The organism is Bacillus sp. z50 (assembly GCF_058313585.1).
The window spans coordinates 424,678-439,109 of sequence record NZ_JBZFQL010000001.1 but is presented as its reverse complement, the minus strand read 5'-3'; the positions used below and the strand labels follow the sequence as shown (position 1 = coordinate 439,109).

At 38.7% G+C, this 14,432-nt stretch carries 13 protein-coding genes, 1 tRNA gene and 1 riboswitch; of the genes, 10 read left to right on the top strand and 4 right to left on the bottom strand.

Annotation, left to right across the window (positions count from 1 at the left end):
* Positions 1-35: 35 nt before the first annotated feature.
* Entirely contained in the window at positions 36-1,400 is a 1,365-nt protein-coding gene (locus AC4G3N_RS01920; RefSeq protein ID WP_066107078.1) for an MATE family efflux transporter, read from the bottom strand.
* A 181-nt stretch (positions 1,401-1,581) separates the two neighbouring features.
* Between AC4G3N_RS01920 and AC4G3N_RS01915 the strand changes: the two genes are divergently transcribed.
* Positions 1,582-1,731, top strand: coding sequence for a YflJ family protein (locus tag AC4G3N_RS01915; RefSeq protein ID WP_077248137.1), 150 nt, complete (start codon positions 1,582-1,584; stop codon positions 1,729-1,731).
* A 63-nt stretch (positions 1,732-1,794) separates the two neighbouring features.
* Here the strand turns inward: AC4G3N_RS01915 and AC4G3N_RS01910 are convergent, their stop codons facing one another.
* Both AC4G3N_RS01910 and AC4G3N_RS01905 read right to left on the bottom strand, forming a co-directional pair.
* Positions 1,795-2,352, bottom strand: coding sequence for a GNAT family N-acetyltransferase (locus AC4G3N_RS01910; protein ID WP_066107075.1), 558 nt, complete (start codon positions 2,350-2,352; stop codon positions 1,795-1,797).
* Positions 2,353-2,630: 278 nt separating this feature from the next.
* Positions 2,631-3,431, bottom strand: a complete 801-nt coding sequence (locus AC4G3N_RS01905) for an undecaprenyl-diphosphate phosphatase (RefSeq protein WP_139891810.1) — start codon at positions 3,429-3,431, stop codon at positions 2,631-2,633.
* A 143-nt stretch (positions 3,432-3,574) separates the two neighbouring features.
* Between AC4G3N_RS01905 and AC4G3N_RS01900 the strand changes: the two genes are divergently transcribed.
* The 6 genes from AC4G3N_RS01900 (at position 3,575) to AC4G3N_RS01875 (ending at position 7,831) form a co-directional block, all read left to right on the top strand.
* Entirely contained in the window at positions 3,575-3,898 is a 324-nt protein-coding gene (locus AC4G3N_RS01900; protein ID WP_066107071.1) for a DUF4870 domain-containing protein, read from the top strand.
* A gap of 124 nt (positions 3,899-4,022) precedes the next feature.
* A complete protein-coding gene (locus AC4G3N_RS01895; RefSeq protein WP_148629809.1) occupies positions 4,023-4,829 on the top strand; it encodes a hypothetical protein in 807 nt (268 codons plus the stop codon).
* A 96-nt stretch (positions 4,830-4,925) separates the two neighbouring features.
* Positions 4,926-5,909 carry a diaminopimelate epimerase gene (gene dapF, locus AC4G3N_RS01890; protein WP_139891813.1) on the top strand — a complete coding sequence of 328 codons (984 nt, stop codon included), beginning with the start codon at positions 4,926-4,928 and terminating at the stop codon, positions 5,907-5,909.
* 30 nt (positions 5,910-5,939) lie between these two features.
* Complete coding sequence (locus AC4G3N_RS01885) at positions 5,940-6,617, top strand: phosphatase PAP2 family protein (protein ID WP_491089629.1); 678 nt, start codon at positions 5,940-5,942, stop codon at positions 6,615-6,617.
* A 150-nt stretch (positions 6,618-6,767) separates the two neighbouring features.
* On the top strand, positions 6,768-7,106 hold the full coding sequence (locus AC4G3N_RS01880) for a hypothetical protein (RefSeq protein ID WP_139891815.1): 339 nt from the start codon (positions 6,768-6,770) through the stop codon (positions 7,104-7,106).
* A 566-nt stretch (positions 7,107-7,672) separates the two neighbouring features.
* Entirely contained in the window at positions 7,673-7,831 is a 159-nt protein-coding gene (locus AC4G3N_RS01875) for a hypothetical protein (RefSeq protein ID WP_175354299.1), read from the top strand.
* Between the two features lie 210 nt (positions 7,832-8,041).
* Here the strand turns inward: AC4G3N_RS01875 and AC4G3N_RS01870 are convergent, their stop codons facing one another.
* A complete protein-coding gene (locus AC4G3N_RS01870) occupies positions 8,042-8,638 on the bottom strand; it encodes an SAM-dependent methyltransferase (protein WP_491089628.1) in 597 nt (198 codons plus the stop codon).
* 124 nt (positions 8,639-8,762) lie between these two features.
* Positions 8,763-8,864: riboswitch (SAM riboswitch) on the top strand.
* 94 nt (positions 8,865-8,958) lie between these two features.
* Between AC4G3N_RS01870 and AC4G3N_RS01865 the strand changes: the two genes are divergently transcribed.
* From AC4G3N_RS01865 to AC4G3N_RS01855, 3 genes are all read left to right on the top strand, one after another.
* Entirely contained in the window at positions 8,959-10,818 is a 1,860-nt protein-coding gene (locus tag AC4G3N_RS01865) for a bifunctional homocysteine S-methyltransferase/methylenetetrahydrofolate reductase (RefSeq protein ID WP_491089627.1), read from the top strand.
* On the top strand, positions 10,815-14,258 hold the full coding sequence (gene metH / locus AC4G3N_RS01860) for a methionine synthase (RefSeq protein WP_491089626.1): 3,444 nt from the start codon (positions 10,815-10,817) through the stop codon (positions 14,256-14,258). Before AC4G3N_RS01865 ends, metH begins: the two co-directional genes overlap by 4 nt.
* Positions 14,257-14,326, top strand: a tRNA-Ser gene (locus tag AC4G3N_RS01855). Before metH ends, AC4G3N_RS01855 begins: the two co-directional genes overlap by 2 nt.
* Positions 14,327-14,432: the final 106 nt, after the last annotated feature.

Sequence of the window (14,432 nt, the reverse complement as noted above, 5' to 3'; positions counted from 1 at the left end):
TTCGCTTGGTTTATTCAAGCGAACTTTTTGTATGGTTAGCTATTTGAAGTGTGCACAAATTTTCTTTTTTGAACGTATAACAATCTCAATGTTAAACCAGTTGCCCCAACAGCTAGGCCGGAGATTAATCCAATCCAATAACCAAATGCTCCAAGGTCGGTATAATTAGCAAGGAATATGCCAAGTGGAAGCCCTATAATCCAATAGGATAACAGGGACATAAAGAACGTGATATTCACATCCTTATAGCCTCTCAAAGCACCCTGGATTGGTGCCTGAAGAGCATCGGAAAGCTGGAAGAAGATGGCGTAAATTAAGAACTGAGCTGTTAATGAAGCTACCACAGGATCTTTAGTGTATAGAAGAGCAATATAATCTCTGAAAATAAATAAGAAGATAGCACTAATGCCTGCAAAACCAATCGCACAAAAAACACCAAGTATTGAATATTCTTTAGCTGCTTTATAGTTCTTGGCACCTGCCTCATGGCCGACAATGATGGTCAATGCCATCGCAAAGCTAAGTGGTACCATATACAAGAAGGATGAGAAGTTCATGGCAGCCTGATGTGATGCAATCGTAATCGTATCATATGAGCTCATAGCCAGCGTAACTGCTGCAAAGATACTGGTTTCAAAAAAGATGGACATACCTATTGGGAATCCAATTTTCATTAATTCAACCCATTCCTTAAAAACGGGCAATGGCCATGATTTTAAAATGCCAAAACCGGAGAAAGGCTGTAATCTAATGATAATCACTGCTGCAACCAGAGTGATAACCCAATAAGTAATTGATGCAGCGATTCCTGCACCAATACCGCCAAATGCCGGAACACCTAACTTTCCATAGATAAACATATAGTTAAGTACCACATTGACTGGGATCGCAATAAGGGTGATTAGCATGGAGACGGTAGTTTTCCCTAGTGCGTCAATAAATGAACGAAGTACATTGTAAATCATAATTGGTAAGATTCCGAATGCCAAAGCAACTAAATAACCATAGGCTATTTGATAAACATCCGGCTCAAGATTCATGCCTGTTAATATCGGTTTAAGCACTAAAGCACCAGCGCCAATTAGAATGATGGACATTGCGACAGCTACATAAATCGCCTGCATAACAGAAAAGCGAATTTTATCCGCTTTTTCTTTAGCCCCAATTAAGTGGGCGACGATTGGTGTTACTCCCAGTAAAATGCCGGCAAGTCCATTATAGAAAGGACTCCATATAGACGTGCCTATGGCTACTCCAGCTAGGTCTTCAGGACTTGCTTGCCCGGACATAAACGTATCAAAAAAGCTGATAGCGAACAGTCCCAGCTGTGTAATTAATATCGGGAGGAATACCGAAATTATTCTTGAAAAGTTACTCTTTGTAAAAATAGATAAATTCATATCCATGCCCCCCGTATAAAGTAAGTATGACAATAAAAAATTATACCACAAAATAATTCTGCTTTTTAAACTTTAATTTTTACTTAAATTGGCTGGATTATGTTTATTCAGTTATGTGTCATATTAGTTAAAATAACTCATATATTGTATAACGAATAAAACAGAGTGGAGTGAGGAGAGAATGGCATACATAGGTTCGAAGGGTTGGTATGTGGCCAAGCTAAAAGAAAATGGTATAAGAAGGCATCCTGTTGAACGGAGAAAGCTGGAGTTGTACAAAACATATATCTTGAGAAAATTATACGAACAGCAAAAGATAACAAAAGAATAAGGCCGCTATTACGAAAAAAGGTGTATGCACAGTCTATTAGGCAGACTATGCATAACACCTTTTTTAAGCTTCTTTTATATCAAATACAGACACCTCTGCTGGTTGTCGCATTTGTGATAAAGTGAAGTGGTCCTTTGTTATCTCGAATAAATCAAATGAATACTCCCCTGAGTTGATTTCTTCATATAAGGTTTTTCGACTTTCGTTTGCAAGCATAGTATAGGGCATCTTTTGAGCTGCTTTAAAAGAACGAATATTTTCTTTCTTTATTCTCAGAAAGACCGTTTCAATCTCAAGCTCAAAAAACAATTCTTCAAAGAAATGCTGTTTAGCCAATTGGTTATATCCTTTTCCATGATAGGGTTTCCCTAACCAAGTACCTAAAAAGCCAGCCTGATTGGATACATCATAAAGCGTTATCGTGCCAATTGGATTTCCCCACTCATCGAGAATGGTACGTGAAATCAGTTCGCCACGCTCCTCAGCTTCAATCATTTGTTTAGTAAGAAAGAGATATTCTTCATATTGATGCGTTTTATGGCGCACAAAAGGGAAGACATCGGGGTGAATCATTAAATCAAACAATACAGGACAATCAGATAATTCACGTTTTTTCAACATACAGATCCCTCCGTATGAGGGCAGCCGCTAACTGCGATTTCCCCTCGAAATTTTTTAATGTGATATCAAAAAATTTCGGGGTGGGAATCGAACCCACTAGGACCATTACTGGTGGCGCACCATTTGCCTTCCCTAATTTTCGCTTATACAATTTTCAAAAATAAACTATTTCTGAAAGTATCATACAAGATTTTTTAGTAAAATGAAATAGTTTTTTTTCGTCATTTTTTGTACATTTTTTTAACGGAATTTAATGCCTATTTATCGTAAAAATAAAGTTAGAATATATTTAGGTGCTGAAGTATTAATATGACAGCTCCCAATAGAATGACATAGATAGCAAAAGGCTTTAAGGAATGATTTTTAATATATTTAATCATCCAGGAAACAGCAAGATAACCAAATATAGCAGAAAAAATTGTACCGAGAAATAAACCTTGGAATGAAATTGCTTCGACGGGTCCTGTCAATAAATCTCTACTCTTAAATAATATTCCTCCGAATATTACCGGTATGGAGAGAAGGAAGGAAAAGTAAGCAGCGGTTTCACGGTTAAGCCCGCTGAAGAGTCCAGCTGCCATCGTAAAACCGGATCGAGAGATGGCTGGGAAAATGGCGGCCGCCTGGAAAGTTCCAATAAATAACGCTTGTTTATAAGTAATGCTCTCTAAATTTTTATTTTGTTTGGGCATAATATCTGCATACCATAAAACAATTCCAGTTATAAGGAATTCCCAACCAATTGTAACCCCGGATTTAGAAATGCCTTCAAAATAATCATTGAATAGTACACCTGCTAATACTGCAGGGATTGTCCCGATTATCAAAAGGAATGTCATTTTTGAAAATGGTTTTTTAAGAAGTTTTATAATTTCATGCCCATAAAAGATCAGCAATGCAATAAGTGTCCCTGTATGAAGCAGGGTATCCAGTAATAATCCTGCTTCATCAAGACCGAATAAATGTCTCCCTAAATATAAATGACCCGTACTGGAGATAGGGAGAAATTCAGTAAGACCCTGGATGATCCCCAGTACTATTGCTTTCCATTCTTCAAACAAATTAGCCAGCCTCCTCATGCAGGTTACAAAACCAAATTTTTATACTTGTCTATAGTTTCTGTATAGAGTGTATGAAGAACTAAAAGAAATCATGAAAGCTTTGAAACCTAAATGTTGAATGAATCGCATAAATTTATATAAAGATACGGGAGGTTTTAATGATGCAAAATACAAATGATAAATTATGGGCAGTAGCCATCTATGTCAGCAGTTTTTTCTTAGTGCTGGTTGGGCCACTCGTTATATGGTTAATTAAAAAGAATGATTCAGATTTTATCGATTACCATGGTAAGGAATATTTAAACTTTTTAATCAGCTATACGATTTACACCTTTATAGCATTTATATTGGCGTTCATCGGTATTGGTTTTATCCTTGCTTGGCTGATTGGAATATATGTGTTGATATTTACAATAGTGGCTGCTGTAAAGGCATATTCTGGAGAATATTATCAAATCCCATTAACACTTCGAATATTGAAATAGCAATAGCTAAAGACCTTGGCATTATTTCTGCCGGGTCTTTTTTAAATCCGTTACTATTTTGGACATGTCCAGCATAGAATGTATGGATGGTTATCAGGTTTAAAAAATTGGCGGTGAAAAATCCTTGACTACTAAGCATTATTACCAAAAAATTCATAGCATATATACAGCAGAATTAGTTGCATACTTTGTAGTCGGTCTTCTCTGTTTTTTGTTTGCCTGGTTGAATGGATTCGATATCATATTAGCTGCGTGTGTTACCTGTCCTTTTATAGTGCTGGTTCTTTTTTCTATCAATCGTAATTTCAGACTGAAAAGCAGAATGAAGAAACTTCCGGAAGCGAAAGTGGCTGATGAGGAAGGCTCACCGCTGACGAACAGCCAATATTTCCTTGGATTTTTACCAGCCCCGACCCTTCATATGGCTATTTTCTCACCAGAAGGTAATCTGGTTGGATCTCTTAAAGATAAACGGGAAAATATTTGGATGTGGATTATTCCAGCTTCATTGCTTATTTTTTTACCGAGAAGATATATCTTATCTGACAGCAACGGCCATGTATTATGTGAGTATCGAAGCCGTTTTGGGTTAAATGGGGATATTGAAATTTTAACGTCTGAGCAAGAACAATTAGGCAGGTATAAGCAATCTAAACAACTGGGAAAAAAAAGTACAAGCAATGTGGCAAACCCATATGGAATCCGGCAATATGGCGGTGAAATCCTTCATGGATCTGAATTCATTGTTGAACAAACATATGATAAGCGGAAAATTGTACATTATTCTTGCGGATGGATGCCGGCATACTACAGTAAACATTTTCTTGATCCCAATACACCTCTCCTGACATTTACGGAAGGAGCAACAGAGGATGAAAAGAGAATAGGCTATTGCTTTTGCCTTGATTACCTTCAGCAGCAAAACCACTGACCACTCCTATAAACGTCGCTAAACTTTAGCTTGTTGCACAATATGTTTTATAATGGTGAAATAGTGAAGAGAATGTTGTTTGAAGGGAGCAGGAGAATGGATATAAAGATAATTAAAGTACATGGTTCTAACAATGATTTTTATTTAATCGATGAAATGGATACCAAGCTGTCATTAACAGATGAAGAACGAAGCCAATTGGCTATAAATATGTGCAAGCGGACGGGCACAGAGGGAGCAGATGGAATTCTCTTTGTGTTAAACAGTGAGGCCTCAGATGCCAGAATGAGAGTCTTTAATGCAGATGGTTCAGAAGCATCCATGTGTGGGAATGGACTCCGTTGTGTAGGTCGGTATGTTCAAGAAAAATTGAAGAAAAATAACCTGCTGATAGAAACGATGAAAGCCACCCTGCAGGTTAAGAAAGAGCCGGACATGTATAAGGATATCCCTACATACCGCGTCGAAATATCTCCGGTTATCAAGGCAACGAGTGCATTGCCCATGAATACTGAAATGGACGAAATCATCAATCAAAAACTGCCGTTTATTGACGAGAATCTTACGTTCACAACCCTGTCAGTACCAAATCCACATCTGATCAGTCTTGTTGATAAAGAGGTAATCCATTCGGATAAACAAGAGAAAATAGCAACTATGCTGAATGGTGAGAATGACTGGTTTACAGATGGTGTGAATGTCAGCTTCGTGTCCCGTCTGGAGGAAGGATCCATTTTTGTTCGCACATTTGAACGAGGTGTTGGCTTTACGGATGCTTGCGGAACGGCAATGTCAGCTTCAAGCCTTGTTACGAAATGGATTGATGAGTTGGCTGATGAAGCAGTTCTGCACGTCTATAATCCAGGCGGAATGGTACTGTGCCAGGTCCATGATTTGCCAGATGAAACGTGGATTGATTTGATTGGCAATGCAACGTATGAGTATGAAACGGTTATTCAGTTAAATTTGGATACACTACATGTTAGCTTTGGAGAAAGGAAAGTCTATAAAGAAGAGGCAGATGCTTATTCAGCATTCCAACAACATGCTAAAGCATTTGTAGAATCTAAAATAGGCTGAGCTAATACATATTAGAATAGGAGGGCAGAAATGAAGAAGCAGACGAATACCTTTTCAAATGTTCATGTAATCACCTTTTTCGTATTAATCGCCCTCTTTATTGTGTGTACCATCCTATTCGTAGATATTGCAGAGAACATAAATGAGAATGAGCTTTATCATTTTGATATGACAATCATCCAGGCTGTGCAGGGGAGTATTAATGAATTAAGCACAAAAGTACTTACCTTTATAACTAATCTTGGATCAGTTGATGGCAATATTCTATTGGTTATCCTATTCTCTGTGTTTTTATTATTTAAAAAACGTGTATTAAGTGTCATATTCTTAATCATCACGACATTATCGGGCGGTTATGTTAACCATTACTTAAAATGGATTTTCCAGCGGGAGAGACCAACATTGAATCCATTGATCGAGGTAAATGGCTTCAGCTTTCCGAGCGGTCATGCTATGTCATCCTTTATCCTATACGGCGCACTTATGATCATAACTACCAGAATCACGAAGAATTGGCCCATTAGATTGGCTGTCTATGCGATTTGTATTTTTTTGATTTTAACGATGGGCTACAGCCGAATCTACTTGGGTGTCCATTATCCGAGTGATGTAATTGCAGGGTATATTGCAGGATGTGCATGGCTTGCTATCATTGCTACTGTATTTACGTTTGGGGAATATCGGAAAACAAAAGGTTCGAAATCGTAATAGGCTGTCCATAAGCCATAATGGCTTATGGACGGCTATTTTTTATGGAAATCTTGGCTGTCTGAAAATAACAAAAGGTTTCTAAGGAAATATTTGTTATAATAATTTATAAAGAAAAATTCTGGAATAAGTAAACAAGGGGATTTTAGTATGATTGATTTGATTATTGGGTTGTTAATCAATGGTTTAGTAATAGTTGCGTTTTTAAACATCAACAAATTTAATGCCCAAAAACTAAAATTATCAATAGTAAGTCTTATATCAACTATTATTGTTGTAGTTGTTCCTACCTTAGGTTATCGATTTGATAAGAGTATTGGTGATTATTATTTCGGTTTTCCTGCTGATATTTTAGTTTATCATGGTGGAATGCTGTTTTCTTTAGTCTCGTTTGGCTTTTTGTTTAACTTCTTTTTCTTTTATTGGGTGTTTAAACTAATAGTTAAATTAGGAGTGCTTATTAGGCCTGTGAACAAGGGAAATTATTGATGTTATTTAAAAGGGGTTGCTTAGGCTGCTCCTTTTCTTATAGGGTTCCCATTTCGCTTAATGCAGCAGCCAAAGTTAGTTACTTCAGTGTGAAATAGACATAGCGGTAAAACCGCAATATCGGTTAACGATGTTATGTTGGGATAGCTGAAGAAGAGAAAGTATAATTTTTAATTAAGGTAATATTAAGTGATAATCGTTGAATGCCTTTTTGTGTTGAACTTCTTATGGCAGTAAAGGTTCAGGATAACGAAAAAGAGTTTTAAATAAGAATAAGGAATTGATAAAAATCAATTTAATAGGGAGAAAAACATGGGGCATTAGTTGAATAATTGCGACAATAAAAAAGCTGTCTCTCTTTAAGTCATCAGCAACAATACTTGTGAACAGAGAGCAAATAAAAGAGATCCATTAGCAAGGAATAGGGATTTTCAATCACCTAAAAAAGACAACCAGAGCAATTATGTTATCAATAACATATATGGTATAATTTTCATGCAACTACTTGGTGCGGGTGGTATGCACCTTCTTTTCCTTATATAAAGGAGAAGGGAGGTGATATACTTATGGATTTTCTAATAGCTCTGGCAAAAGATGTAGCAATGATCTTTTTCACGACCCTTGCTGCCGGCATCGCCACGCGATTCGCCAATCTTCAGCTAAAGGGCAAACGAAAAACCACCCCGCGCCGACCAAAGCATAAGGGTGGTTCCTCTAAGAACTAAACTATTTGCATACCACTCGCTCTATAGTTGTACCAGGGAGTATCCAGCTCTCTGGTTTTTTAATATATGTGTATATGTTTATAATATACCCTAAATAATAGAAATTCAATCAAAACTGATGGAGGAGCTTATGGTTTTTATAGGTTCAAAAGGGTCAGATAGAAAGAGTGTCGTAGGCTTGATTGGAATTTCTAATATTCATAAAAAAGTCTATTTGATGGCTGTGACATTTATAGATAAGCACGGTTTGAGTGGTTTCGTTTGAACCTTAATAGACTTAAAGGCTGTATTAGTTAGCACCTCTTTAATCTCTTCGGCAAAGGCATGAGCCTGTTCTTCGGTTGCTTCTTCCTGCCTTGGCTGTACGGTTATAGTCAATTTTCCATTTTCTTTTAATAATGAATGTATTTTTTGAATACAAGCCTCTTGATCTTCCAATAATGGATAGCTATTTACACTAAATATTTTATCGTACACCATTGGATTCGGAATCTCGAGAACAGTTCCATTAAACAAACGAAGCTGATTGCGGTTGAGTTGTTCTTGATTACGTTTGCTCGCATTTTTCACCATTTCTTCTGATGGATCGACTCCATCTATTTGGATGGTAGGGTACTTCTCAAAAAGCATGTGCATTCCTTCACCCGGACCAAAACCAACTTCAAGCAGTGTATCATTTGGGGTAATAGACAATTGATCAAATGTCCAGTCATATAATTCCTCATTTTCATAGGCCATTATTTTACCTGCAATCTTTCCGAGGACACCAGTTGGATTTTTAAACTGATTCGTTATTATTTCCTTCATCTAACATCACTCCTACCCCATACATACCCAAAATACTAAATCGTTAACTCTTTTGGATTAATTATCAAAATAGATTGAAATAACTGAAAATTTATAGTAAATTAAGTAAATATATAATTTCATATTCTTATCTAGAGAGATGGAGGGACTGGCCCGTTGAAATCTCAGCAACCTGGATGGTAATCCAAGGTGCTAAATCCAGCAAGCAATGCTTGAGAGATGAGAGACCTTAGGAAAGAGGGCTTTCATGATGAAAGCTCTTTTCTATTAGTCTGTTTTCCTCATCAGAGATATTAACCAACTAATTAGGGGGAAAGACAGTGAAACTCTTGGAAACGTTAAACGAAAAAATTCTCGTCGCAGATGGAGCGAGTGGAACACTTTTATATTCATTTGGAATTGATAGTTGCTTTGAAGAGCTTAATTTGACGAACCCCAATCAGATCAAAAAGATGCATAGAAGTTATATTGAGGCTGGTGCTGATGTTATTCAATCGAATACATTCGGCGCAAATTATCACAAACTAAAGCGCTATGGCCTCGAAAGGGAAGTTTCTCAAATTAATAGAGCCGGAATGAAAATAGCGAAAGATGCTGCTGATCCAAACACCTTCGTTATCGGGACGATTGGCGGCTTGCGGAGCTTCAGGAAATCAGAATTAACACTAACGGAAATTAAGGGATATTTCGACGAACAGCTGACCGCTTTATTGGAAGAAAAGCCGGATGGCATTTTACTTGAAACCTATTATGATTTAGACGAATTATTAACGGTAATAGAGTCGGCTAGAAAAATGAGTGATCTTCCTCTTATCGCGAATATTTCTCTGCATGAAACAGGCCTTTTGCAAAATGGTATGCATGTCAGTGAGGCGTTTTCTCTTATGAAAAAAACAGGCGCTGATGTGGTAGGCATCAATTGTCGGATGGGTCCCTATCATATGATTCGCTCATACGAAGAAGTACCTTTATTGGAAGATACCTATTATGCGGCTTATCCAAACGCCAGCTTACCTGATTTATCAGATGGAAGATATGTCTATTCAACAGAAGCGGATTATTTCATTAATAGTTCAAGGCAGCTTGTAAAGCAGGGGGTCCGGCTGTTAGGTGGATGCTGTGGTACAACTCCTGCCCATATTCAGGCCATTCGTAAAGGAATCGAAGATCTTCATCCTGTAAAGGTGAAAGATTTTGTAGCCAAGCCAAAGCATCAGCCTATATCATATGAAATCATTCAATATAAACGAAAAGGTCCAGATACAATTTCAGGTATGGCAAAAAAACAAACGACGGTTATCGTGGAGCTGGACCCGCCAAAGACGTTCGGCCTGGAGGATTTTTTAATAGGAAGTCGCTACCTATTAGATTCGGGTGCCGATGCGATTACACTTGCGGATAATTCATTGGCGTCACCGAGAATATCCAATCTTGCGGTAGCGTCGATTTTACAATCAAAGTTAAATACGGTGCCTCTTGTTCACTTAACTTGTCGGGATCATAATCTGATTGGCTTGCAATCTCATTTAATGGGCATGCATTCCCTTGGATTATCAGAGGTGTTGGTGGTGACAGGGGATCCTTCGAAAATTGGTGATTTTCCGGGCGCGACTTCTGTATATGATCTTTCTTCCATGGACCTGATTTCATTGATTAAGCAATTGAATGAGGGGCGCTCCTATTCTGGAAAATCGCTGGGTAGCCGGGCGAATTTCGATATCGCAGCTGCCTTTAATCCAAATGTAAAGTACATAGATAAAGCCGTACAGCGAATGGAAAAGAAAATTCAGGCTGGAGCTGATTATTTCTTAACCCAGCCCGTGTTTAGTATTGAAAAATTAGAGGAAGTATACGCGGCAACCAGGCATATAACAAAGCCGATTTTTATTGGCATTATGCCTTTAACGAGTCACCGGAATGCAGAGTTTTTACATAATGAAGTGCCAGGTATTTCATTGCCGGTTCATGTTAGAGAGGCGATGGAAAGAGCCGGAACGGATAAGGAAGCCTGTGCTCACGAAAGCTTTGCCATTTCAAAAGAATTAGTGGACGCGGCAAGTGAACTATTTAACGGTATCTATATTATTACACCTTTTATGAAATATGAATTAAGCGGGCATTTGGTTCGGTACATCAAAGAACAGAAATCAGTTGTAAATAAGGAAGTGCATCTATCATGAGAACAGAAAAATTGAAAGAGTTATTGGCTGAAAGAATAGTTATTCTAGATGGAGCAATGGGAACCATGATTCAGGCGCATCAATTAATAGAGGATGATTTTGGCGGGGAACAATACGATGGGTGTAATGAGTATTTAACGCTAACCCGCCCGGATGTAATCCAATCGATTCATGAAGAGTACTTGGCAGCAGGTGCGGATATTATTGAAACAAACACATTCGGGGCAACTCCAATTGTACTGGATGAATATAATCTTGGTCACCTGGCATATCAGCTGAATAAAGAATCAGCTCAATTGGCTCGAAAAGCAACAGAACAGTTTGACAGTCCTGACAGCCCTCGCTTTGTTGCAGGTTCGATGGGACCTACGACCAAAACCTTATCCGTAACAGGCGGAGTCACTTTTGAACAATTGGCAGATTCATATGAAGAGCAAACGAAGGGCCTGCTTGATGGGGGAGTTGATTTGCTTCTCTTGGAAACATCGCAGGATTTATTAAATGTGAAAGCAGCTTATATTGGAATGAAAAGAGCATTCTCATCTTTAGGCAGGGAAGTTCCATTAATTATCTCAGGAACGATTGAACCAATGGGGACTACTCTAGCCGGTCAAACCATTGAAGCTTTTTATATATCGTGTGAGCATATGAATCCTCTTGCAATCGGGCTTAATTGTGCAACTGGTCCAGAGTTCATGGCTGACCATATCAGGTCTTTATCTGAATTAAGCACTGCTGCAGTAAGCTGTTACCCGAATGCGGGATTACCAGATGAAAATGGCCAATATAATGAATCGCCTTCCTCCCTAAGCAAGAAGATCAAGCAATTTGCCGAAAAAGGTTGGATTAATCTTGTTGGCGGCTGCTGCGGAACGACTCCTGATCATATTCGAGCTATTAAAGAAGCGGTTACCGGAATTGAAGCGAGGCAAATTAATGGCAAACAGGGTAATCATGCTGTCTCTGGTATTGATGCCTTAATCTATGATGATTCAATGAGACCTTTATTTGTAGGTGAACGGACAAATGTGATTGGATCCAGAAAGTTTAAGAATCTGATTAAGGACAGGAAATTTGAAGAAGCTTCCGAGATTGCTAGACAGCAAGTCAAAAAAGGAGCCCATGTAATAGATGTGTGCCTAGCTGATCCAGATAGCGATGAAGTGTCTGATATGGAAGAATTCATGAAAGAAGCGGCTAAAAAAATAAAGGTGCCTTTTGTTATCGATTCAACCGATGAAATGGTCATCGAAAAAGCACTCCGCCATTCTCAGGGTAAAGCAATCATTAATTCGATAAATTTAGAGGATGGGGAAGAACGCTTTGAGAAAATTGTTCCATTGGCAAAAGAGTATGGTGCAGCCTTGGTTGTTGGAACAATTGATGAAAAAGGGATGGCCGTAACAGAAGAACGAAAACTGGAGGTTGCCCAGAGATCGTATCAACTGTTAACAGAAAAGTATGGAATCGTACCGGAGGATATTATTTTTGACCCGCTTGTTTTTCCGGTTGGTACTGGTGATGAACAATACCGGGAAGGAGCTGCGGAAACGGTAAAGGGACTGGCGGCCATTAAAAAAGAGCTTCCGAGAACATTAACGATTTTAGGCATCAGTAATGTATCGTTTGGACTGCCGAATGAGGGAAGAGAGGTCCTGAATGCCGTTTATTTATACCACTGTACAAAGGCTGGCTTGGACTATGCGATTGTCAATACAGAAAAATTAACCCGATTTGCGTTAATCCCTGAGGAGGAAGTTAAATTATCAGAGAATCTTTTGTTTCATAACTCAGAAGAATCTCTTGCTGAGTTTGTTGCTTTTTATAGGACAAAAAAGCCTGTTCAAAAGGAAACGAAAGAAAAACTTCCATTAATGGAGCGCCTGCCTGAATACATTATCGAAGGGACAAAGGACGGGTTGAAGGAGGATATTGATGAAGCTCTTGAAAAAGGGATGGAGCCGCTTGATATCATCAACGGTCCATTAATGGCCGGTATGTCGAAGGTTGGAGAACTATTTAATGATAACCAGTTAATCGTAGCTGAAGTATTGCAAAGCGCGGAAGCTATGAAAGCAGCTGTTTCGCAGCTTGAACCATTAATGACTAAATCAGGTACAACATCTACAAAAGGAAAAATGGTGCTGGCTACCGTGAAAGGGGACGTACATGATATCGGGAAGAATCTCGTGGATATCATCATGAGTAATAATGGCTATGAAGTGGTTGACTTAGGCATTAAAGTAGCTCCGCAAACCTTGATTGAATCCGTCCGAAAGGAGAACCCAACTATTATTGGCTTGTCCGGCTTGTTAGTAAAATCAGCCCAACAGATGGTTATTACCGCTCAGGATTTAAGAGAAGCGGAAATTGATGTTCCGATTGTGGTTGGAGGAGCAGCTCTTACCAGGAAATTTACAAGAGGACGAATAGCTCCTGAATATAATGGACCAGTCTTTTATGCAAAGGATGCCATGAATGGACTCGATTTAATCAATCAGCTCCATGACGAAGAGAAAAGGCCATCCTTTCTCGCTCAGCTGGAGGCAGAAGCGAATAAGCAAGCAGAAGTGATTTCGATTGAAACAAAAAGGGATATTCAAGTGGCAGAAAAACGTGAAAAACCAGTGAAGGACCAAGAGAATATACCAGTCCCCGAGGACTTAAACCGGCACATTCTGCAGGATTATCCACTATCTCTGGTATACCCATATGTGAATAAACAAATGTTATTTGGCCATCACCTTGGAATGAAGGGGAAAGTGGATCGATTGTTTGAGGAAGAAAATCCAAAATTATTGGAACTTGCAGCTATAGTTGATGAAATTCTCGAAAACAATCAGATTAAATTATCAGCGATGTATCAATATTTTCCTGCTAAAAGCGATGGAGAAATCCTGAAAATATGTTCTCCAGCTAATCCGGATGAAGTTCTTGAAACATTTGATTTCCCGCGACAATGTAAAAAGCCGTATTTATGCCTATCTGATTATGTAAAGGACCAGGAGTCAGGTGTACAGGATTATGTAGGATTAATGATTGTCACCGCCGGTAAAGGTGTAAAGGAGATAGCAGAAGGATGGAAAAAAGAAGGACAGTATTTAAAGAGCCATGTCATCCAATCACTCGCTCTCGAATGTGCAGAAGGATTAGCCGAACGAGTCCACCATCTCATGAGGGATGCATGGGGAATCCATGACTCTATCGATATGACCATGAAAGAACGACTGAGTGCCAAATATACAGGTCAGCGTTATTCATTCGGGTATCCAGCCTGTCCGAATCTCGAGGATCAAGAAAAGCTATTCAGGTTGCTGAAACCAGAGGATATCGGAATTCAGTTGACAGAGGGATTTATGATGAATCCTGAAGCATCTGTTTCCGCGATGGTCTTTTCGCATCCGGAGGCTAGGTATTTTAATGTGGGGCGGGAGGAGTAACGAGATAACGTAAAGGCATAGATAAACGGCCTTCTAAGCCGTCGGTCGGGAGTTCGAATCTCTCTTCGGATGTAATAGATAGCATGAATAAGTCCATATGAATAGTAAATTTCAATATAATGGGGTACAAACGGAGATTAGCACCAAGCGTTTGTGCCCCTTTTTAGTTATCTT

What these genes read in the sequence shown, in the direction of transcription:
- AC4G3N_RS01920 (WP_066107078.1), bottom strand. Translation starts at nt 1,400, where the DNA reads ATGAATTTATCTATTTTTACAAAGAGTAACTTTTCAAGAATAATTTCG.
- AC4G3N_RS01915 (WP_077248137.1), top strand. Translation starts at nt 1,582, where the DNA reads ATGGCATACATAGGTTCGAAGGGTTGGTATGTGGCCAAGCTAAAAGAA.
- AC4G3N_RS01910 (WP_066107075.1), bottom strand. Translation starts at nt 2,352, where the DNA reads ATGTTGAAAAAACGTGAATTATCTGATTGTCCTGTATTGTTTGATTTA.
- AC4G3N_RS01905 (WP_139891810.1), bottom strand. Translation starts at nt 3,431, where the DNA reads ATGAGGAGGCTGGCTAATTTGTTTGAAGAATGGAAAGCAATAGTACTG.
- AC4G3N_RS01900 (WP_066107071.1), top strand. Translation starts at nt 3,575, where the DNA reads ATGCAAAATACAAATGATAAATTATGGGCAGTAGCCATCTATGTCAGC.
- dapF (WP_139891813.1), top strand. Translation starts at nt 4,926, where the DNA reads ATGGATATAAAGATAATTAAAGTACATGGTTCTAACAATGATTTTTAT.
- AC4G3N_RS01885 (WP_491089629.1), top strand. Translation starts at nt 5,940, where the DNA reads ATGAAGAAGCAGACGAATACCTTTTCAAATGTTCATGTAATCACCTTT.
- AC4G3N_RS01880 (WP_139891815.1), top strand. Translation starts at nt 6,768, where the DNA reads ATGATTGATTTGATTATTGGGTTGTTAATCAATGGTTTAGTAATAGTT.
- AC4G3N_RS01875 (WP_175354299.1), top strand. Translation starts at nt 7,673, where the DNA reads ATGGATTTTCTAATAGCTCTGGCAAAAGATGTAGCAATGATCTTTTTC.
- AC4G3N_RS01870 (WP_491089628.1), bottom strand. Translation starts at nt 8,638, where the DNA reads ATGAAGGAAATAATAACGAATCAGTTTAAAAATCCAACTGGTGTCCTC.
- metH (WP_491089626.1), top strand. Translation starts at nt 10,815, where the DNA reads ATGAGAACAGAAAAATTGAAAGAGTTATTGGCTGAAAGAATAGTTATT.